Source organism: Bradyrhizobium sediminis, from assembly GCF_018736085.1.
In the GTDB taxonomy this organism is placed as follows: Bacteria; Pseudomonadota; Alphaproteobacteria; order Rhizobiales; family Xanthobacteraceae; genus Bradyrhizobium; species Bradyrhizobium sediminis.
This window is the reverse complement of sequence record NZ_CP076134.1, coordinates 1,002,501-1,020,816: the sequence shown is the minus strand read 5'-3', so window position 1 is coordinate 1,020,816 and position 18,316 is coordinate 1,002,501. Positions and strand designations below refer to the sequence as shown.

The 18,316-nt window shown below is 64.9% G+C and carries 20 protein-coding genes and 1 tRNA gene; 15 read left to right on the top strand and 6 right to left on the bottom strand.

Annotation, left to right across the window (positions count from 1 at the left end; all coding sequences use genetic code 11):
• Positions 1–24 precede the first annotated feature (24 nt).
• Positions 25–101, bottom strand: a tRNA-Met gene (locus KMZ29_RS04890).
• A gap of 297 nt (positions 102–398) precedes the next feature.
• Here KMZ29_RS04890 and KMZ29_RS04885 point away from each other — a divergent pair.
• Positions 399–1,832 (top strand): coniferyl aldehyde dehydrogenase, encoded by a 1,434-nt coding sequence (locus tag KMZ29_RS04885; RefSeq protein WP_215622695.1) that lies wholly within the window; start codon positions 399–401, stop codon positions 1,830–1,832.
• Positions 1,833–1,976: 144 nt separating this feature from the next.
• Positions 1,977–3,578, top strand: a complete 1,602-nt coding sequence (locus tag KMZ29_RS04880; protein ID WP_215622694.1) for a GMC family oxidoreductase — start codon at positions 1,977–1,979, stop codon at positions 3,576–3,578.
• 200 nt (positions 3,579–3,778) lie between these two features.
• On the opposite strand, the gene KMZ29_RS04875 is transcribed toward KMZ29_RS04880, so the two are convergent.
• Positions 3,779–4,540, bottom strand: coding sequence for an SDR family NAD(P)-dependent oxidoreductase (locus KMZ29_RS04875; protein WP_215622693.1), 762 nt, complete (start codon positions 4,538–4,540; stop codon positions 3,779–3,781).
• Between the two features lie 146 nt (positions 4,541–4,686).
• Between KMZ29_RS04875 and KMZ29_RS04870 the strand changes: the two genes are divergently transcribed.
• Positions 4,687–5,472: an SDR family oxidoreductase gene (locus KMZ29_RS04870; protein ID WP_215622692.1), complete on the top strand. Its 786-nt coding sequence runs from the start codon at positions 4,687–4,689 to the stop codon at positions 5,470–5,472.
• Positions 5,473–6,462: an NADPH:quinone reductase gene (locus KMZ29_RS04865; protein ID WP_215622691.1), complete on the top strand. Its 990-nt coding sequence runs from the start codon at positions 5,473–5,475 to the stop codon at positions 6,460–6,462. It begins immediately after the preceding gene.
• Positions 6,463–6,465: 3 nt separating this feature from the next.
• On the opposite strand, the gene KMZ29_RS04860 is transcribed toward KMZ29_RS04865, so the two are convergent.
• Entirely contained in the window at positions 6,466–6,876 is a 411-nt protein-coding gene (locus KMZ29_RS04860) for a DUF3775 domain-containing protein (protein ID WP_215614744.1), read from the bottom strand.
• A 116-nt stretch (positions 6,877–6,992) separates the two neighbouring features.
• Here KMZ29_RS04860 and KMZ29_RS04855 point away from each other — a divergent pair, with 116 nt between their 5' ends.
• The 4 genes from KMZ29_RS04855 to KMZ29_RS04840 all read left to right on the top strand — a co-directional run bounded on the left by KMZ29_RS04855 (position 6,993) and on the right by KMZ29_RS04840 (position 10,486).
• Positions 6,993–7,841: an MBL fold metallo-hydrolase gene (locus KMZ29_RS04855; protein ID WP_215622690.1), complete on the top strand. Its 849-nt coding sequence runs from the start codon at positions 6,993–6,995 to the stop codon at positions 7,839–7,841.
• 118 nt (positions 7,842–7,959) lie between these two features.
• Entirely contained in the window at positions 7,960–8,802 is an 843-nt protein-coding gene (locus KMZ29_RS04850; protein ID WP_215622689.1) for a fumarylacetoacetate hydrolase family protein, read from the top strand.
• Positions 8,803–8,975: 173 nt separating this feature from the next.
• Positions 8,976–9,590, top strand: coding sequence for a glutathione S-transferase family protein (locus tag KMZ29_RS04845; RefSeq protein ID WP_215622688.1), 615 nt, complete (start codon positions 8,976–8,978; stop codon positions 9,588–9,590).
• Between the two features lie 26 nt (positions 9,591–9,616).
• Positions 9,617–10,486, top strand: a complete 870-nt coding sequence (locus KMZ29_RS04840; protein ID WP_215622687.1) for an MBL fold metallo-hydrolase — start codon at positions 9,617–9,619, stop codon at positions 10,484–10,486.
• Between the two features lie 43 nt (positions 10,487–10,529).
• Here KMZ29_RS04840 and KMZ29_RS04835 read toward each other — a convergent pair whose 3' ends face one another.
• Positions 10,530–11,072: a methylated-DNA--[protein]-cysteine S-methyltransferase gene (locus KMZ29_RS04835; RefSeq protein ID WP_215622686.1), complete on the bottom strand. Its 543-nt coding sequence runs from the start codon at positions 11,070–11,072 to the stop codon at positions 10,530–10,532.
• A gap of 257 nt (positions 11,073–11,329) precedes the next feature.
• Between KMZ29_RS04835 and KMZ29_RS04830 the strand changes: the two genes are divergently transcribed.
• The 4 genes from KMZ29_RS04830 to KMZ29_RS04815 all read left to right on the top strand — a co-directional run bounded on the left by KMZ29_RS04830 (position 11,330) and on the right by KMZ29_RS04815 (position 13,669).
• Entirely contained in the window at positions 11,330–12,142 is an 813-nt protein-coding gene (locus KMZ29_RS04830) for an alpha/beta fold hydrolase (RefSeq protein ID WP_215622685.1), read from the top strand.
• A gap of 65 nt (positions 12,143–12,207) precedes the next feature.
• Positions 12,208–12,780, top strand: coding sequence for a helix-turn-helix domain-containing protein (locus KMZ29_RS04825; protein ID WP_215622684.1), 573 nt, complete (start codon positions 12,208–12,210; stop codon positions 12,778–12,780).
• Between the two features lie 4 nt (positions 12,781–12,784).
• Positions 12,785–13,099 (top strand): hypothetical protein, encoded by a 315-nt coding sequence (locus tag KMZ29_RS04820; protein ID WP_215622683.1) that lies wholly within the window; start codon positions 12,785–12,787, stop codon positions 13,097–13,099.
• Between the two features lie 48 nt (positions 13,100–13,147).
• Positions 13,148–13,669: a GNAT family N-acetyltransferase gene (locus KMZ29_RS04815; RefSeq protein ID WP_215622682.1), complete on the top strand. Its 522-nt coding sequence runs from the start codon at positions 13,148–13,150 to the stop codon at positions 13,667–13,669.
• Positions 13,670–13,697: 28 nt separating this feature from the next.
• On the opposite strand, the gene KMZ29_RS04810 is transcribed toward KMZ29_RS04815, so the two are convergent.
• Entirely contained in the window at positions 13,698–14,507 is an 810-nt protein-coding gene (locus tag KMZ29_RS04810; protein ID WP_215622681.1) for a class I SAM-dependent methyltransferase, read from the bottom strand.
• 171 nt (positions 14,508–14,678) lie between these two features.
• On the opposite strand from KMZ29_RS04810, the gene KMZ29_RS04805 reads away from it, so the two are divergent.
• From KMZ29_RS04805 to KMZ29_RS04795, 3 genes are all read left to right on the top strand, one after another.
• The gene (locus KMZ29_RS04805) at positions 14,679–15,353 is read left to right on the top strand and encodes a GntR family transcriptional regulator (RefSeq protein WP_215622680.1); all 675 of its coding nucleotides are present in this window, start codon (positions 14,679–14,681) and stop codon (positions 15,351–15,353) included.
• Positions 15,354–15,491: 138 nt separating this feature from the next.
• On the top strand, positions 15,492–16,292 hold the full coding sequence (locus tag KMZ29_RS04800) for a phytanoyl-CoA dioxygenase family protein (RefSeq protein WP_215622679.1): 801 nt from the start codon (positions 15,492–15,494) through the stop codon (positions 16,290–16,292).
• 131 nt (positions 16,293–16,423) lie between these two features.
• Positions 16,424–17,731 (top strand): NAD(P)H-dependent oxidoreductase, encoded by a 1,308-nt coding sequence (locus KMZ29_RS04795; protein ID WP_215622678.1) that lies wholly within the window; start codon positions 16,424–16,426, stop codon positions 17,729–17,731.
• Positions 17,732–17,733: 2 nt separating this feature from the next.
• On the opposite strand, the gene KMZ29_RS04790 is transcribed toward KMZ29_RS04795, so the two are convergent.
• The gene (locus tag KMZ29_RS04790; protein ID WP_249779824.1) at positions 17,734–17,937 is read right to left on the bottom strand and encodes a hypothetical protein; all 204 of its coding nucleotides are present in this window, start codon (positions 17,935–17,937) and stop codon (positions 17,734–17,736) included.
• Between the last annotated feature and the right edge of the window lie 379 nt (positions 17,938–18,316).

Sequence of the window (18,316 nt, the reverse complement as noted above, 5' to 3'; positions counted from 1 at the left end):
CCTATGGCTTGGAAGGATTGATCTTGGTTGCGGGGATAGGATTTGAACCTATGACCTTCAGGTTATGAGCCTGACGAGCTACCGGGCTGCTCCACCCCGCGATAAACCGTTGCGCGCCTTCAGGAAAACGATACCGAAGCGAATCTGGCCCAACGCCCGGGGGCGCCGATTGATCTGGTCCGGAGGCTTCCTGAGAAGGCTTCCCTTGGCTGACGCCATCGGGTGCGAGCGGTATGTACCAATGCGAACCCGCTTTGGAAAGGGCCGAGGGCGATCTTTTGAGCTTTTTATGACGGCCGAACCGCGCATTTGTTGCGCCAAATCAGGCCGCGCAGGCCGCTCTTGCCAGAAACATCGCAAAAGCCCAGCTTCCGGCCGGGGAACCCGAAGGAAACGCCATGGACCAGTCACTGAAAAGCCCTGGGCAAAACGCCCTGGAGGACGCCTTTCACCGCCTGTTCGAACTGACCCGGACGGCGCCGGCGCCTGGCCTCGCCGAGCGGCTGGACCGGCTGGCGCGGCTGCGCGCGGCGGTTTCGGACAATGAAGCCCGCTTCGAGCAGGCGATCTCGGCGGATTTCGGCCATCGCTGCACGATCGAGACCACGATCGCCGAAACCATGATGCTACTGGGCGAGATCAAGCACGCCGCCAAGAGCCTGAAGAACTGGATGGCGCCGAAGCGGGTGGCGACCTCGCTGCAGTTCTTTCCCGCCAAAAACCGCCTGATGCCGCAGCCGCTCGGCGTGGTCGGCATCATCGCGCCCTGGAATTATCCGCTGCAGCTGACGCTGGCGCCGGCGGTCGGGGCGATCGCCGCCGGCAACCGCGTCATGATCAAGCCGAGCGAACTGGTGCCGCGATTTTCCGCGCTGCTCAGGGAAGTGATCGCGGCCAGGTTCAGCGCCGACGAGATCATCGTCACCGGCATCGAGGACGAGATCTCCAAGGCGTTCGCCTCGCTGCCGTTCGACCACCTGATCTTCACCGGCTCGACCCGGGTCGGCCGCCTCGTGGCAGAGGCGGCGGGACGCAATCTGACGCCGGTCACGCTCGAACTCGGCGGCAAGTCGCCTGTCATCATCGACCGCTCCGCCGATCTCGCCGAGGCCGCCGAGCGCATCGCCTACGCAAAGCTGCTCAATGCCGGCCAGACCTGCATCGCGCCCGATTATGTGCTGGTGCAGGAGGCCTCCGTGCAGGATTTCGCCGACAGACTGCAGGCGAATATGCAACGGATGTTCGGCACCGACCCTGACAACAAGGACTACACCTCCATCGTCTCCGAACGGCACTATGCGCGGCTCGAAGGCCTGGTGGCGGACGCCGCCGCCAAGGGCGCACGGATCATGCAAGGCGCAAAACCCGACGACCCCGCCTGGAAATCAAAACGGAAATTTCCGCCGACCATCGTGGTCGGCGCGACGCCCGAGATGGCGATCATGCAGGAGGAAATCTTCGGGCCATTGCTGCCGGTGATGGGCTACAGGGACGCGAGCGAACCGGTGACCTATGTCAACAAGCACGACCGGCCGCTGGCGCTGTACTGGTTCGGCAAGGACGACGCGGCGCGCGACGAGGTGCTGGACCGCACCGTGTCCGGCGGCGTCACCGTCAACGACTGCCTGTTTCACTTCGCGCAGATGTACCAGCCGATGGGCGGCGTCGGCGCGTCCGGTACCGGCGCCTATCACGGCGAATGGGGTTTTGATAATCTGAGCAAGCTGAAGCCGGTGTTCTACCGCTCGCCGTTCAACCGCCTCGCCGATCTCTATCCGCCCTACGGCGCCAAGATCGCGCGGCTGCAAAAGATGCTGCGATTTTTGTCGTAGTGTTGCATCAACGTCATTGCGAGCGCAGCGAAGCAATCCATATCGCCACAAGACAAGTATGGATTGCTTCGTCGCTAACGCTCCTCGCAATGACGGAAGACAAAGAGCGGCGCAAGAAAACGAACCTTGGGGAGGGAAATACGCGTGACGGATACAGTCGATTTCGTGGTGGTGGGCGGCGGCTCCGGCGGCTGCGCGGTGGCGGGGCGCCTCTCCGAGGATCCCAAGACCTCGGTGGCGGTATTGGACGCCGGCGGCAGGAACGACAATTGGGTGGTGACCACCCCCTTCGCGCTGGCGCTGATGGTGCCGGGGAAGATCAACAACTGGGCGTTCGATACGGTGCCGCAGAAAGGCCTCAACGGCCGCATCGGCTATCAGCCGCGCGGCAAGGGGCTCGGCGGCTCGTCCGCGATCAACGCCATGGTCTATATCCGCGGCCATCGCAGCGATTACGATCAATGGGCCTCGCTCGGCAATCCCGGCTGGTCGTTCAACGACGTGCTGCCCTATTTCAAGCGCTCCGAGGATAACGCCGATTTCGGCGGCGAGTACCACGGCAAGGGCGGGCCTCTGTCCGTCAACAAGCTGCGCACCGACAATCCGGTGCAGCATATCTTCCTGCAGGCGGCGCAGGAGGGCCAGTTCCGCTACCGCGAGGACTTCAACGCCGATGAGCACGAAGGCCTCGGCATCTACCAGGTGACGCAGAAGAACGGCGAGCGCTGGAGCGCGGCGCGCGCCTATATCCACCCGCATATGGGCAGCCGCGCCAATTTGCGCGTCGAAACCAAAGCGCATGCGACCCGCATCCTGTTCGAAGGCAAGCGCGCGGTCGGCGTCGAATACAGGCAAGGCAAGGAGCTGAAGCAGATCCGCGCCCGGCGCGAGGTGATCGTTTCCTCCGGCGCGTTCCAGACCCCGCAACTGCTGCTGCTGTCGGGCGTCGGCGACGCCACAGCAGTCGGCAAGCACGGCATCGCCGGCGTGCATCATTTGCCCGGCGTCGGACAGAACCTGCAGGACCACCCCGACTTCGTGTTCGGCTACATGTCGGACAACCCGAACTTCAACGGCATCTCGCTGGGAGGCATTCCGCGGCTGCTGCGCGCCATCAGCCAGTACCGCCGGGAGCGCCGCGGGCCGATGACCTCGAATTTCGCCGAGTGCGGCGGCTTCCTGAAAACCCGCCCCGACCTCAACGTGCCCGACATCCAGCTGCATTTCGGCATGGCGATGGCCGACGATCACGGCCGCAAGCGCCACAACGGCACCGGCTTTTCCATGCACGTCTGCCTACTGCGCCCCAAGAGCCGCGGCAACGTCGCGCTCGGCAGCGCCGATCCGCTTGCTGCGCCGCTGATCGATCCGAATTTCCTGGGCGATCCCGCCGATCTCGAAACCATGGTCGCAGGCTTCAAGGTCACGCGGCGGCTATTGGAGACGCCGGCGCTGCGCGCCCTGCAGAAGAAGGACATGTTCACCGAGGGCGTCGAGACCGACGACCAGATCCGCGACCTGCTGCGCCAGCGCGTCGATACCGTCTATCACCCGGTCGGCACCGCCAAAATGGGCAGCGACCCGATGGCCGTGGTCGACGCGAAGCTGAAGGTCCACGGCCTGGAAGGCCTGCGCGTCGTCGACGCCTCCGTGATGCCGACGCTGATCGGCGGCAACACCAACGCCCCGACCATCATGATCGGCGAGAAGGCCGCCGACATGATCAAGGCGGAGCTGCGGGCGTAGTTGATTGCGGCACTTCTTCCTTCTCCCCTTGTGGGAGAAGGTGGCGCGCTTTGGAGCGCACTTGCGCTCCTGAGCGCGCCGGATGAGGGGTCTCTATCCGCGGAGACAGACCCCTCACCCGTCGCCTCACTTCGTGAGGCGCCACCCTCTCCCACAAGGGGAGAGGGGAAGTAAGCCCTAAGCTTCGCTTGTCGTTCAATTCACGTCAGCAAGAACCCGCCGTCTACCGTCACCACGCTGCCGGTCATGTAGCGCGAGGCATTGGACGCCAGCAGCATGATGGCGCCGTCGAGATCGGATTCGGCGCCGACATGGCGCTGCGGAATCCGCTTTGCCAGCCGCTCGCCTGCGGGCGTCGACCAGAATTCGTGGTTCATCTCGGTGTCGATATAGCCCGGCGCCAGCGCGTTGACGCGGATGCCGTTGCCGGCCAGTTCCAGCGCCATCGCCTTGGTGGCCTGGATGATGCCGGCCTTGGAGACCGTGTAGGGCGACAGGAACTTCATCACCCCGAAGCCGAGCACGGAGGCGACGTTGACGATATTGCCCTCCTGCTTGCGCGCGATCATCCGCCGCGCCAGCTCGGTCGCCGCGAAATAGGCGCCCTTGAGGTTGGCGTTGATGACGGCGTCCCAGTCCGCCTCGGTCTGGTCGATCGCGAGCTTCTCGATGGCGATGCCGGCATTGTTGATGAGCACGCTGACCGGGCCGAGAGCTGATTCCGCGCTGTCGAATGCTTTGGGAATCGAGGCGATGTCGGTCACGTCCATCTGCACCGCGACGGCGCGGCCGCCCTTGGAGCGGATCTCATCCTCCAGGCTCTTCAGCTTGGCGGTCTGGCGCGCCGCCAGCACCACCGCGGCGCCATGGGCCGACAGCACCCGCGCGAACTGCCGTCCCAGCCCCTGGCTGGCGCCGGTGACGAGAATGACTTCCTTGCTGACGTCGAACAGGCCGGACATGACGAATTTCTCCAAGCGTGATATGCGCGCCTTGATACAGACGATTTCGGCCCGCGCAAAGCCGGGGTCTTATCAGGGCCGGTGATGTTGGCTAGAGTGGCCGCGTCAGGCTTTTCAAAAACATCCGAAAAAACGGGAGTGAGATAGTGGATCTTGGAATCAAAGGCCGCCGCGCCATCGTCTGCGCATCGAGCAAGGGGCTGGGCCGCGCCTGCGCCATGGCGCTCGCCAACGAAGGCGTCCATGTCACCCTGACGGCGCGCGGCGCCGAGGCGCTGAAGAAGACCGCCGACGAAATCCGCAAGGCTAATCCCGGCGTCACCGTGACCGAGGTGGTCGGCGACATCACCACGCCCGCGGGCCGCGAAGCCGCGCTGAAAGCCTGTCCCGATCCGGATATCCTGGTCAACAACGCCGGCGGCCCGCCGCCCGGCGATTTCCGCAACTGGACCCGCGACGACTGGATCAAGGCGATCGACGCCAACATGCTGACCCCGATCGAGCTGATCAAGGCGACGGTGGACGGCATGATGGCGCGCAAATTCGGCCGCATCGTCAACATCACTTCGGCGGCGGTGAAGGCGCCGATCGAGGTGCTGGGCCTCTCCAACGGCGCGCGCGCCGGCCTCACCGGCTTCGTCGCCGGCATCGCACGCAAGACCGTTGCCAACAACGTCACCATCAACGCCCTGTTGCCGGGCCCGTTCGACACCGACCGCCTGCGCGGCGCGGTCGCGAAGACGGAAGCCGAGCGACGCGGCATCACGGTCGACCAGTTGCTGGCGGAGCGCGCCAAACTCAATCCGGCCGGACGCTTCGGCGACCCCGAGGAATTCGGTCAGGCCTGCGCATTTCTCTGCGGCGCCAAGGCCGGCTTCATCACCGGGCAGAACATCCTGCTCGATGGCGGCGCGTTCCCGGGCACGCTGTAAGTGAAGGCGGTCTGGTACGAGCGCACGGGCGCCGCGCCCGATGTGTTGACCTTTGGCGAGATGCCGACGCCGGTGCCAGGGCCCGGCGAAGTCCGGGTCCGGCTGGAGGCCTCCGGCGTCAATCCCGCCGATGTCGGCCGCCGCGCCGGCAGCTATCGCGCGATGGAGTTCCCGCGCGTGATCCCTGACAGCGACGGCGCCGGGATCGTCGATCAGGTCGGCGACGGCGTGACGCGGCTCAAAGTCGGCGAACGGGTCTGGCTGTTCAACGGCCAGCGCAACGGCCGCGCCTTCGGCACCGCCGCGGAATATATTGCGCTGGCCGGGCATCTGGTGACGCCGCTGCCGGACAACGTGTCGTTCGCGGCCGGCGCGACGCTCGGCATTCCCGGCATGACCGCGTGGTGCTGCCTGTTCGGCGACGGACCGGTTGCGGGCCAGACCGTCCTGGTCACCGGCGGCGCCGGCGCGGTCGGCCATTACGCCGTGCAGCTAGCGAAATGGGGCGGCGCGCGGGTGATCGCCACCGTCAGTTCGGCGCTGAAGGCGGAACAGGCGCGGCTTGCCGGCGCCGACCTCGTGATCGACTACAAGACCGAGGACGTGGTGGCCAGGACGATGGCCTTCACCGAAGGGCGCGGCGTCGATCGCGTGGTCGATGTCGATTTCGGCGGCAACATCGCCACCACGCTGAAGCTGATGGCGCTCAATTCGACCATCGCCGTCTACGCCACCCAGGGCAATCGCAATCCCGTGGTGCCGATGCGCGAGCTGATGGAGAAATGCATCGCGCTGCGCGCGCTGGTGCTGTTCGCGCTGCCGCAGCCTGTGCTGGCGGCGGCGCAGGCCGACATCTCGAAATGGCTCGCCGCGGGAAAGCGCATCCACAACGTCGCCGCACAATTTCCGCTGTCGGACACCGCACAGGCCCATCTCGCAGTGGAGAAAGGCGACAAGCTCGGCACCGTCATCGTCGACTGCGCGCGCTGACCGTCACACCGGCGTGGTGCGCTCGTCGGTCCAGGTCTCGCCGAACGCATCGAGGCCTTCGGCGAGGTAATCGCTGACCAGGGGTTCGCCGAGCAGGTAGCTGGCGGTGCGATTGTTGCGGCCGTCGGCGGCCTCGCGGCGCAGATCGTCCCAATCCTCGATGGTGCCGTCGCCGCGCCCGAGCCGCATCAGGGCGACCAGATCGATCTGCTCGTCCTCGCTCATGGCGTTGATGAAGCCGGTGATCTCGCCCACCACGGGGTCGTCGGCATTATCCTCGAGCACGTCGATCATGTTGTCGTCGGCGGCGTTCGAGCCGGAATCCGGATCGGAGTCCCCCTCCTTGACGTCGAATTCCCGCATTTTCTCGATCAGAAAGCGAACTTTTTCGGCCGAAATGGCTAGTTCTGGCATGCTCCGCTCCTCTTTTCCGTGCCCGACCAACGCGTTCCGAGACGAGATGATCCATTGCGCAGACTTCAGGAAACCAGCATCTTTGCCCCCAACAAACAAGATACGGGGAATACCGGATGCGTTGGACCATAGGCCGGGTCAAAATCACCAAAATCGTCGAATTGGAGACGGTCGGAAGCACAAGGTTCATCCTGCCACTGGCCACCAACGAGGAAATCCAGAAACACCCCTGGCTCATTCCCCCTTTCGCGACCGACGAAGGCCGGCTCAAGATGTCGATCCATTCGCTTGTCGTCGAAACGCCGTCGCGGCGGATCGTGGTCGACACCGGGCTCGGCAACGACAAGGAAGGCCGCAACGTGCCGACCTGGAATAACCGGAAAGAACCCTTCCTCGAAACCATGACGGCGGCGGGATTTCCGCCCGACAGCATCGACACCGTGCTGTGCACGCATCTGCATGTCGACCACGTCGGCTGGAACACCAGGCTGATCGGCGGAAAGTGGGTGCCGACCTTTGCCAACGCGCGCTACCTGTTCGGCAGAAGCGAATATGAGCACTGGCGCGACCACAGCGACGCGCCCGACAAGGTGGCGGTGTTCAATGATTCCGTGAAGCCGGTCGCGGACGTCGGCAGGGCCGATCTGGTCGCCAGCGACGCCCGGGTCTGCGACGAAATCACCCTGATCCCGACGCCCGGCCACAGCCCGGGCCATATGAGCATCCATATCCAGTCGGCAGGCGAACAGGGCCTGCTCACCGGCGACGTCGCCCATCACCCCTGCCAGATGGCGCATCTCGACTGGTCGTCGACCGCGGATTCCGATCCCGCCCAATCGGCCGTGACGCGGCGCGAGCTGTTCTCGCGCTTTGCCGATACGCCGACACTGGTGATCGGCGGTCATTTCAACGCCGGCCATATCAAGCGCGACGGCGACGCCTTCAAATTCGTGGCCCATGTGTGAGCCTGGCTCCCCCAGGATGAGGAGGGCTGCAATGCAGCGCGCAGTCCGTGGTTGAATTTCCCGGCGCGCTGTTCCATGAAGCATTCAAGCCAATAAGACCTTCAAAAGGGAGCGATAAATGAAGCTTGTTCGTTACGGGGCAAAAGGCCAGGAAAAGCCCGGCCTGATCGACAAATCGGGCCAGTTGCGCGATCTCTCCGCGCACATCAGGGATCTCGATGGCGAGGCCTATTCGCCGGCCTCGCTGGCCAGGCTTGCCGCGCTCGATCCATCCAAGCTTCCGGCCGTCAGCGGCAAGCCGCGGTTCGGCGCGCCCGTTACCGGCATCTCCAAATTCGTCGCCATCGGCCTCAACTACAGCGACCATGCCAAGGAAACCGGCAATCCGATTCCGTCCGAGCCGATCTTCTTCATCAAGGCCAATACGGCGCTCTCCGGCCCCAACGATCCGGTGGAGAAGCCGCGCGGTTCGACCAAGCTAGACTGGGAAGTCGAAATCGCCGCCATCATCGGCACCCGCGCCAAATATGTCTCCGAGGCCGACGCGCTCAATCACATCGCCGGCTACTGCGTCTGCAACGACGTTTCCGAGCGCAACTTCCAGATCGAGCGCCTGGGCCAGTGGACCAAGGGCAAGTCGCACGACACCTTCGGCCCGCTCGGCCCCTGGGTCGCCACCAAGGACGAAATCCCGGACGTGCAGAAATTGTCGATGTGGCTCGACGTCAACGGCCAGCGCCGCCAGACCGGATCGACCTCGACCATGATCTTCAACATGGCGAAATGCATCTCCTACGTCTCGCAGTTCATGACGCTGCTGCCAGGCGACATCGTCACCACGGGCACGCCGCCCGGCGTCGGCACCGGCATGAAGCCGCCGCAGTACCTCAACGTCGGCGACGTAGTCACGCTCGGCATCGAGGGCCTCGGCGAACAGCGCCAGGAAATCATCGCGGCGTGAGGCGCTGCCGTTTCCATCCACTCGTCATGCCCGGGCATAGCCGTTCGAAGAACGGCGTCGCTTCCGCTCGCCTATGACCCGGGCATCCACGTCTTAGCCGTCTAGCGGAAAGAAACGCGTGGATGGCCGGGTCAAGCCCGGCCATGACGAAGGAAAGAACAAGGAACAACAACATGAAACTCTCCTTCTCCCCGGCCTCGCCGTTCGCCCGCAAGGTGCGCATCGCCGCGATCGAACTCGGGCTGATCGATAGAATCGAATTCATTCCGGCGACCGTGGTGCCGGGCCAGCCCAATGACGAATATTCGAAGATCACGCCGCTGAAGAAGCTGCCGGTCCTGATCCTCGACAACGGCGACGTGATCCTCGATTCGTATGTCATCGTCGAATATCTCGACGAGCTGGCCGGCGGCGGCAAGCTGATCCCGGCTTCAGGGCCGATGCGCTGGAAGGTAAAGACCGAGCACTCCATGCTGCAGGGCATGCTCGATTCGATGCTGCTGTGCCGCTACGAGAACCTGGTGCGGCCGGAGCCGCTGCGCTGGCAGGCGTGGGCCGACGACCACTGGGCCCGGGCCTGGAACGGCATGGCGCGATTCGAGAAGCAGGCGGAGACGCTGTCGCGCCCGCTCGACATCGCGCAGATCGCGCTCGCTTGCGTGCTCGGCTATGCCGATTTCCGCTTCGCCGATTGCGGCTGGCGCAAGGCGTTTCCGAAACTCGACGCCTTCCACCAGAAGATGCTGGAGCGGCCGTCGGTGAAGATCTCGCTGCCGCCGCCGGCCTGAAGCAGGAAGTTGCCAGGGAAGTTTCCATGAGCCTGAAGTTCACCGTCGGCGATCTCACCATCCATCGCATCATCGAGCAGGAAACCAGCTTCCTGCCGGCGCTGGACATGTTTCCGGCACTGACGCCGGAGCAGCTTGCAGAGAACCGGGCGTGGATGCGAGAGGCCGGCGCGCTCGACGTCGGGGACACGCTGATCCTGTGTTTCCAGTCCTACGTGGTGAAGACGCCGCATCACACTATCCTGGTCGACAGCTGCATCGGCAACGACAAGCCGCGGCCGCTGCGGCCGAAATGGAACATGAAGACCGACAACGGGTACATGCGGGCGCTGGCTTCGGCCGGCTTTTCGGTCGACGACATCGACTTCGTGATGTGCACGCATCTGCATGTCGATCACGTCGGCTGGAACACGCGGCTAGAGAACGGCCGCTGGCTGCCGACCTTTCCGAACGCGCGCTACGTGTTCGGCAAAAGCGAGTTCGATTACTGGACCGAGCAGAACGCCAAGGCGGAAGTGCCGCCGTTTGCCGACAGCGTGCTGCCGGTGGTCGCGGCCAGGCAGGCCGAGATGGTGCGCGACGATTACGAGATCGGCGATCATCTGCGCATCCTGCCGACGCCGGGCCATACGCCGGGGCACATGGCATTCGCCTTCGGCCGCGGCAGGGATCTCGCCGTCGTCAGCGGCGACCTGATGCACACCCCGCTGCAGACACGCTACCCGGAACTGTCGCCGAGATTCGACGTCGATGCGGCACAGGCGGCGAAGACGCGGCGCGCTTTCCTGGAGCGCTATTGCGATACCGATACGCTGTGCTGCACCGCGCATTTCCCTTCGCCGTCCACCGGGAAGATCCGCCGCTCGGGCAAGGGTTTTACCTGCGAGGCAATGTAGCCTGCTCTCACCTCTCCCCGCTTGCTGGGCGAGGGAGTAGGATTTAGTCGAACAGACTCGGCGTGTGATTGACCACCGCGCCTTCGATCGCGAGCATTTTCAGTTTCGTCACCACGCCGCCGTTGGCGGAGAAGCCGCCGGGCTTGCCGCCGGCGGCGAGCACGCGGTGGCACGGCACCACGACCGGACAGGGATTGCGGCCGAGCGCCTGGCCGACGTCGCGCGACAGCTCGACCCCGCCGAGCCGCCTGGCGATATCACCATAGGTCATGGTCTTGCCCGGCGGGATGGTGCGCGCGATGTCGTAGACGCCGCGGTTGAATTCGGGAACGCCGTCGAGATCGAGCACGATGTCCGTGAGATCGTTCGGCTTGCCCGCGAGCAGTTCGACGATGCCGTCGATCGCGCGTTGCACTTCCGCCGGCGGCGGCGCCTCCGCGATATCGCCGTGGCTCTGGCGGATCCGGATGCGGGTCTTGTCTTCGCTGCCCATCGGCAGCTGCACCCCATTGATGCCGCGCGCGCGCCATACGATGCCGCAGCGGCCGATCGCTGTGTCGAAGATTGCAAAAGTGTGACCGGTCATGACTGGCTCCAGATCTGATCGCCCCATGCTGTGAGCTTGATGCTGGCCCGGAAGATAGGCTTGGAGATTGTTGCGATCCACCCGGATTCCGGGGGAACTTTGTGCCGTCCCCCGCGAAACGCCGCCGTCACTGCTTGACCCGGTGACCCATCTTTGAAAAGCGCTTCTTTGCGAAGACGGATGGATACGCGGGTCAAGCCCGCGTATGACGTCCGGATGTGTACAGGCGCCATAGCCCAGCCCCCGGCGAGACCCCCATGCAAAAGCTGCACGTCAATGGATACGACATGGCCTATCTCGAGGTCGGCGAGGGCCCGCCGCTGGTGTGCGTACACGGTTCGCTGTGCGATTTCCGGATCTGGTCGGCGGTGCTCGGACCGCTGTCGCGAAGACATCGCGTGATCGCGGTGTCGTTGCGGCATTTCTTTCCCGAGCATTGGGACGGCGTCGGTGACACCTATTCGATCGCGCAGCATGTCCACGACGTCACCGCCTTCATCGAGAAGCTGGACACCAGGCCGGTCGACCTGATGGGGCATTCGCGCGGCGGGCATATCTCGTTTCGGGTCGCGCAGCGCCGGCCCGACCTGTTGCGCCGGCTGATCCTGGCCGAACCCGGCGGCGAGCTCGACGCCTCACTCGATCCGGCCTTCAAGCCCGGGCCCTCGCCGCTGGCGGCACGGTTCGCGGTATCGGCCGAGAAAATCGCGGCCGGCGATATCGACGGCGGGCTGGCCTATTTCATGGATACGCTGGAAGGCCCCGGCGCCTGGAACCGGCTGCCCGCGACGCCGAAGCAGTTGCTGCGCGACAATGCGATGACGCTGATCGGCCAGGTCAGGGACGAGCGCCCGCCGTTCTCGAGAGCCGACGCGGAAGCGATCAGGACGCCGACGCTGTTCATCGGCGGCGCTAAAACCAAGGGCGCGCTGCCGCAGGTGCTGCACACTCTGGCGGCGCATGTGAAGGGTTCGAAGACGGCTGTCATCCCGGGCGCCACGCACCCGATGTTCGAACAGGCGCCGCAAAAATATTGCGAGATCGTGCTGGAGTTTCTGGCAGCGAGCTGATCGCGCCCGACGGCGGTCCGTCACCCGCCCTTGCAAGAAACGCAATTTTCTATTATACGAAACATATGTCTATTATAGGAGACGATACCGGCACCCGTATCGCGCGACGGCTTCGGCTGGAGCGGGATGCGCGGGGATGGTCGCTGGCGGACCTCGCCGAGCGGTCGGGGGTTTCCAAGGCGACCATCAGCAAGATCGAGCGCGAGGAATTGAGCCCCACCGCAGTGATCCTGGTGCGGCTGGCCAGCGCCTTCGACCTCACCCTCGCCGGGCTGCTGGTGCGCGCCGAGGGTGAAGGCGTCCAGCCGCTGCTGTCGCGCGCCGCCGACCAGCCGGTGTGGCACGATCCCGCCACGGGATATTCGCGCAAGCAGGTGTTCGCCCGGCCCGACCATCCGGTCGAGGTCATCCAGGTCGAAATGCCCGCCGGGAAGAAAGTGGTGCTGCCGGCCTCCTCCTACGCGCGGATCCGTCAGGCGGTCTGGGTGCAGTCGGGCCAACTCGTCATCATCGAGAACGGCGAACGCAATGTGCTGGCCACCGGCGACTGCCTCGGATTCGGCGCGCCCGCCGAGACCACCTTCGCCAACGAAACGAAATCCCCTTGCACCTATCTCGTCGTGCTCGCGCGGAGCTAGTGCGATGGCCGGGATCGACGCCAAAGCCTCGGACGCCTCGGTCGGCCACAATGGCGGGCCGCCGCTGGAGCAGGAGCACCGGCCGGAATGGGGCGACGGCGGAATCGGAAACTACTTCTACTGGAAAGCGGCGCACCGCGCGGCCTGGCACAACGTCTCGCCCGGAATCGTCATGTTTCGCCTGCGCAAGGCGGAACGGCTCGGGCTCACCTACGAGGAATACACCTTGGAAATTCTGGAACGCGGCCGCCATCTCCAGATCGAGGACGTCGAGAGAATTGCCGAGATCAAGACGGCGCGATCGTTGAAGCGCAGATGAGCGAACAGGACCGCAACAAGGCGGCTTTGATTCACCGGGACCAACCAAATGTCCGCGATCGAAATTAGCGCGCTGAACGCCTCACCCGATATTCGGAAGATGCTGAGCGAAATCCTGATCGAGACGGTCGCGAACGGCGGATCGGTCAGCTTCATGCATCCGCTGCCGCAGGATGCGGCAGGCGCGTTCTGGGACGGCGCGCTGGCGGCCGCCGGCCGCGACGAACGCATCATCCTCGGCGCCTGGGATGGCGATGTGCTCGCCGGCACCGTCACCCTGCTGCTGGATTGTCCGCCCAATCAGCCGCATCGCGCCGAGATCGCCAAGATGATGACCCGCCTCAGCCATCGCGGCCGCGGCGTGGCCACCGCCTTGATGCGGGCGGCGGAGGCCTGCGCGATCGAGCGAAACCGCACGCTGCTGGTGCTGGACACCGCGACCGACGGCGGCGCGGCGGGACTGTACGAGAAACTGGGTTTCAGATTGACCGGAGAGATTCCGGATTATGCCCTGAAGCCGCAGGGCGGCCTGACAGGGACCCTGATCTACTGGAAGCGGATCGGCGCCTGAGACGGACGTCGGCGACAGGTGAGCACGGTCATCGTGGCTTGGTCGCGGAAAACACGATCGCCTGAAGCGGCATACGGCCGCCGCCGAATTCACGCCGAACCGCTTGCAGCATCGCGTCAACGATACGTTGGGGTTCGACGCCACCGCGCGCCCGGATCTGCTCGATCAGCGGATTGCCGAAGATCAGGGCCTGCGCAAAACCCGCCGTGTCCGCAATCACCTTGTTCAGCCTGACGACGGCAATGCCGAGATCATCGAAACCCGCCGCCAGCAGCATCTCCTTGATCGGATCGATCTGGTGGCAGGAGAACGGCACGTTGTAGAACTGCGGCGGATCCGCGGGAAAGAAACTTCCTGCGACCTCGTGCGCGATCCGGCCGAACGGGTTGTGGCGATGGGAATCCCAGACGCTGAACAGGTAGCGGCCGCCGGGGGCGAGCGCGCGAAAAACCTCGGCGCAGGATCTGGCCTTGTCCGGAAAAAACATGATTCCGAACTGACAGACCACCGCGTCGAAGCTTTCCTCGGCGAAGGGAAGCGCCACGGCGTCGGCCGGCTGGAACGCTACGCGCTCGCCGGCCCCGAACTTGGCGCGGGCGATGTCGAGCATCGGCGGATTGAGATCGGTCGCGATCAGATGAGCATCCGCGGGCAAGGCGTCGCGCAGCCTGCGGGTGACGATGCCGGTGCCGGCCGCGGTCTCCAGCACCCGCAACGGATTGCCGGCGGCGGTGCGCTGCGCAATGTCGGCGGCGTAATCGGCGAAGATGTTAGGGCCGAGGCCCTGATCATAGTACTGCGGGATGTTGCCGATGAAGCCGGCTGCGTCGTTGCTCATGACGAACCTCCGATCGCCCCGGCCGCAGCATAGCGCGGGGCCCCGGTCCAGCAAGTAGCCGGCCCCCCGGGGTTCAATCCGGAACCACCAGCCTGACACTTGACCCTGCCGCGCCCCCTCGATATTTTGTATGGAATACGGAATTCCGTATTCCGAATGAGGACGGCCGGCATGATTCCGTTGAACCCGCTCCCCAACCTGATCGACCAGGTCTATGCGCGGATCCTCGAAGCCATCATCGACCGCACCCTGCCGCCGGGGCAGCGCATCCGGCAGAACGAACTCGCTGAAAATCTCGGGGTGTCGCGCCAGCCGGTTTCCCACGCGCTGCATCTGTTGCACCGGCAGGGCCTGGTCGCCGAAAGCGGCCGCCGGGGTTTCGAAGTGACGCGGCTCGATCCCCTGCGCATCCGCCAGCTCTACGAAGTGCGCGGCGCCATCGAGGCGCTGGCGGCCCGGCTCGCGGCCGGGCGGGCCAGGACCGATGCTGCCGGACGCGCGCAGCTCGAGGCGGCGCTGCAGGCCGGGCGCTCCACGAACCGCAAGGCGCCTCTGGCGAGGCTGATCGCGCTCGACGTCGACTTCCATCGCGCGATCTACGCGCTGTCCGGCAATCCCGCGATCGAGGAAATGATCGCGCCGCAGTGGCCGCATATGCGGCGCTCGATGGCGACGGTGCTGGCCGAACTCGACTATCGCGAAAGCGCCTGGGCCGAGCACGAGACCATTGCCGCGCATATTCTTTCCAGCAACGCCAGGGCGGCCGAAGGCGCGGCGCTGGCGCATGCGCTGGGCGCCGGACGGATGACCGAGGAGAGACTGAAGGCGACCGATCAGGCGGCGTAGCTAGACGCCGTCATTCCGGGGCGAGGCGCAGCCTCGAACCCGGAATCTCGAGATTCCCCGATGTGCAATTGCACATCTGAGGTTCGCGCTTTGCGCGCCCCGGAATGACAACGATAGAAAACTCAAGGGAGGAAACCGATGAAACTCACTCCAGAACAGATCGACTATTTCAATCGCGAGGGTTGGCTGTTCCTGCCTGAATTGTTCAGCCAGGAGGAAGTCGACCTGCTGGCGCGCGAGGCCGTCAGCATCTACGACACCAACCGCCCGGAGGTATGGCGCGAGAAGAGCGGCGCACCGCGCACCGCCTTTGCCGCCCATCTCTACAACGAGGCGTTCGGGCTGCTCGGCGCACATCCGCGCATGATCGAGCCGGTGGAGCAGATCTTCGGCGAGAGGGTCTACATGCACCAGTACAAGATCAACGCCAAATCGGCCTTCACCGGCGACGTCTGGCAATGGCACCAGGACTACGGCACCTGGAAGCGCGACGACGGCATGCCGCAGCCGCGCGCGATGAATATCGCGATCTTCCTCGACGAGGTGATGCCGATCAACGGCCCGTTGATGCTGGTGCCGAAGAGCCAGCACGCCGGCGACCTCAAGGCTTCGCACGACCTCGAGACCACCAGCTATCCGTTGTGGACGCTGGACGAGGAAACCGTGACGCGGCTGGTGAAGGAGGGCGGCATCGTCGCGCCGACCGGCAAGGCCGGCGGCATGCTGATGTTCCACGGCAATCTGGTGCACGGCTCGGCCGGCAACATCACGCCCTATCCGCGCAAGATCGTCTATCTGACGCTGAATGCGATCTCGAACTACATCCGCACCCCGACGCGGCCGGAATATATCGCCCATCGCGACTTCACGCCGATCAAGACCGTGGATGACGACGCGCTGCTGCATTTGGCGCGGGCGCATCGCCAGGCGGCGGAGTAGCCTCTCACCCGTCATTCCGGGGCGCGCTGAAGGCGCGAACCCGGAATCTCGCGCAAATCATCTCGGAATTCCGGGTCCACGCGAAGACGCGTGGCCCGGAATGACGCGAGTGAAAATTTGATCGGATTCCCATGAACCTCTCGCACCTCCTCAACGCCCGCCGCGAAGCCGGCAAACCGGTCCGCGTCGCGCTGATCGGCGCCGGCAAATTCGGCTCGATGTTCCTCGCGCAGGTGCCGCACACGCCGGGATTGGAAGTGCCTGTCATCGTCGATCTCGACCGCGATCGCGCCCGCGAAGCCTGCCGCACGGTCGGCTGGGACGAGGCGCGGATCGCGGCCACCGCCTTCACCGACGACGGCGTGCGGGCGATCGCGGGCGGCGCGATGGACGTGATCGTGGAGGCCACCGGCAATCCCGCGGTCGGCATCCGGCATGCCCGCGCGGCGATCGCGGCCGGCAAGCACATCGTCATGGTCAATGTCGAGGCCGACGTGCTGGCGGGGCCGCTCCTGGCGGAGGAAGCCCGCAAGGCCGGCGTGGTCTATTCGCTGGCCTATGGCGACCAGCCGGCGCTGACAGCCGAAATGGTGGACTGGGCCCGCGCCACCGGCTTTCGCGTGGTCGCCGCCGGCAAGGGGACAAAATATCTGCCTGCCTATCACGACGTCACGCCAGCCGGCGTCTGGGGCCATTACGGGCTCACCGCCGGCGAGGCGCAGTCGGCCGGCATGAATCCGCAGATGTTCAACTCGTTTCTCGACGGCACCAAGTCCGCCATCGAGATGGCGGCGATCGCCAACGCCACCGGGCTCGATGTGCCCGGCGGCGGATTGCTGTTTCCGCCCTGCGGCGTCGACGACCTGCCGCATGTGATGCGGCCGCGCGACAAAGGCGGCGTGCTGGAGAAATCCGGCGTCGTCGAAGTGGTGTCGTCGCTGGAGCGCGACGGCCGGCCGGTGTTCCGCGATCTGCGCTGGGGCGTCTATGTCGTGCTGGAAGCGCCGAACGACTACGCCGCGGACTGTTTCAGGCAATACGGCTTGAAGACGGATTCATCGGGTCGCTATGCGGCGATGTACAAGCCGTATCATTTGATCGGGCTGGAGCTGAACATCTCGATCCTGTCGGCGGCGCTGCGCAACGAGCCGACCGGGCAACCGCACGGTTTTCGCGGCGACGTCGCCTCCGTTGCCAAGCGCGACCTGCGCGCCGGCGAAATGCTCGACGGCGAAGGCGGCTATACAGTGTGGGGCAAACTGATGCCGGCCGCGGCCAGCGTTGCGGCCGGAGCGTTGCCGATCGGGCTCGCGCACCGGGTGAAGCTGAAGAACGATGTCGCCCACGGCGCCGTGGTGCGCTGGAGCGACGTCGAGATCGATGCCGGTAGCGACACCGTGAAGACGCGACGGGCGATGGAAGCGGCGTTTTCGAAATGACGTTAAGAGCGGCCCTCCCGCGCCGGCACCTTGAGCGGGCGGACATGCACGCCGTAGGCTTTGTTGCCCTGCAGCAACGCGACGTGGTTGAGCGACGGCGCCGCCGGCTTGAGCACCGCCATCAGGTTGCGGCGCATCGCGTCCTTGGTGCTGATCTGGCTTGACCCGTCGCGCCCGCGACCACGACCTTCTTGACTGCCATTCACACGTTCTTCGGTGCGATTTCCTGCCCCTGCCTAGCAGATGAAGGGGGAGCGCGTCAGTCTGCTGCGTCACGAGCTATTGCCCGCAAAACGTGCATCGATCGTTCGGCTTGGGTGGAGGGCGCCACCATGCCGGGTCTCTTCGCAACTGCGTTGTAAAGCAGAAGCGGAGCGACGCCCTTGATTCCTGGGAACCGATTGGTCATCCTGCCGGCGGTCCGGGATGTTCAGGTTTCGATCGCACCCAAGAATCAGGGGGTTTGCTTTCGAGGTCCGGGTTTCCGGTACCAATCTCAACGTCGGCCGTCGGCGATAAAAAAGCGACATTCAAGATCGTTGCCCCTCGTCGATAACGCGACATAAAAAAAACAGAGGAGGAAGC

Bases quoted from the DNA above. Each gene is read 5' to 3' on its own strand.
- KMZ29_RS04885 (WP_215622695.1), top strand. From the start codon at position 399: ATGGACCAGTCACTGAAAAGCCCTGGGCAAAACGCCCTGGAGGACGCC.
- KMZ29_RS04875 (WP_215622693.1), bottom strand. From the start codon at position 4,540: ATGTCCGGCCTGTTCGACGTCAGCAAGGAAGTCATTCTCGTCACCGGC.
- KMZ29_RS04860 (WP_215614744.1), bottom strand. From the start codon at position 6,876: ATGCCAGAACTAGCCATTTCGGCCGAAAAAGTTCGCTTTCTGATCGAG.
- KMZ29_RS04855 (WP_215622690.1), top strand. From the start codon at position 6,993: ATGCGTTGGACCATAGGCCGGGTCAAAATCACCAAAATCGTCGAATTG.
- KMZ29_RS04850 (WP_215622689.1), top strand. From the start codon at position 7,960: ATGAAGCTTGTTCGTTACGGGGCAAAAGGCCAGGAAAAGCCCGGCCTG.
- KMZ29_RS04845 (WP_215622688.1), top strand. From the start codon at position 8,976: ATGAAACTCTCCTTCTCCCCGGCCTCGCCGTTCGCCCGCAAGGTGCGC.
- KMZ29_RS04840 (WP_215622687.1), top strand. From the start codon at position 9,617: ATGAGCCTGAAGTTCACCGTCGGCGATCTCACCATCCATCGCATCATC.
- KMZ29_RS04835 (WP_215622686.1), bottom strand. From the start codon at position 11,072: ATGACCGGTCACACTTTTGCAATCTTCGACACAGCGATCGGCCGCTGC.
- KMZ29_RS04830 (WP_215622685.1), top strand. From the start codon at position 11,330: ATGCAAAAGCTGCACGTCAATGGATACGACATGGCCTATCTCGAGGTC.
- KMZ29_RS04825 (WP_215622684.1), top strand. From the start codon at position 12,208: ATGTCTATTATAGGAGACGATACCGGCACCCGTATCGCGCGACGGCTT.
- KMZ29_RS04820 (WP_215622683.1), top strand. From the start codon at position 12,785: ATGGCCGGGATCGACGCCAAAGCCTCGGACGCCTCGGTCGGCCACAAT.
- KMZ29_RS04815 (WP_215622682.1), top strand. From the start codon at position 13,148: ATGTCCGCGATCGAAATTAGCGCGCTGAACGCCTCACCCGATATTCGG.
- KMZ29_RS04810 (WP_215622681.1), bottom strand. From the start codon at position 14,507: ATGAGCAACGACGCAGCCGGCTTCATCGGCAACATCCCGCAGTACTAT.
- KMZ29_RS04805 (WP_215622680.1), top strand. From the start codon at position 14,679: ATGATTCCGTTGAACCCGCTCCCCAACCTGATCGACCAGGTCTATGCG.
- KMZ29_RS04800 (WP_215622679.1), top strand. From the start codon at position 15,492: ATGAAACTCACTCCAGAACAGATCGACTATTTCAATCGCGAGGGTTGG.
- KMZ29_RS04795 (WP_215622678.1), top strand. From the start codon at position 16,424: ATGAACCTCTCGCACCTCCTCAACGCCCGCCGCGAAGCCGGCAAACCG.